This window comes from Aeromicrobium sp. PFPM2_SD2 (assembly GCF_057364525.1).
This window is the reverse complement of record NZ_JBNFNZ010000765.1, coordinates 1-642: the sequence shown is the minus strand read 5'-3', so window position 1 is coordinate 642 and position 642 is coordinate 1. Positions and strand designations below refer to the sequence as shown.

The window sequence follows — 642 nt, the reverse complement described above, 5'->3', positions numbered from 1 at the left end:
GTCCTGCAGCCGCGTCCGGCGGTGCCCGTGGCCGCCCCCTCCCGTGGCACCCGACGGCGTCTGGCGGGCGTCGTCGCGACCGCGGTGACCGTGTCCGGTGGCGCCGGCCTCGTGGCGTCCAGCGCCTCCGCCCTCCCCGGCGAGGTGCTGTACCCGGTCAAGCGCGGCACCGAGCAGGTCCAGAAGTCGCTGCGGCTGTCCGACAGCGCCCGCGGGGCCTTCGAGCTCCAGCAGGCCACCCGGCGTCTGGCCGAGGTGCAGGCCCTCGCCGAGCGCGACGGCAGCCAGGAGCAGGTCGACGAGGCCCTCGTCGACTTCGAGAAGGTCGCCCGCTCGGGCACCGACCGGCTCATGGACGCCTACCGCGACGACCACGACAAGGCGACGCTGCAGCAGGTCGACCGGTTCGTCGCCCAGGCGGCGCCCACGATCGAGGACCTCGCCGACGGCGCGCCCGGCACCGAGGACGAGGTCGTCACCCGGGTCCAGCGGCTGGTCGACGAGCTGACCGGCACGGTCGACCGCACCTGCCCCACCTGCCTGTCGCAGGAGTCGCGCCGGCTCGCCGACGAGGTGCAGCGACGCGTCGGCGGCTGGTCCGAGCCGCGCTCGGCGCGCTCCCACGAGCAGGTCGCGCCGTGC

General features: G+C 76.0%; 1 protein-coding gene. It reads left to right on the top strand.

Annotation, left to right across the window (positions count from 1 at the left end):
* Positions 1–84 precede the first annotated feature (84 nt).
* Positions 85–642: DUF5667 domain-containing protein (locus AC2W7G_RS17970; protein ID WP_485869631.1), on the top strand; the 558-nt coding region annotated here is incomplete at its 3' end.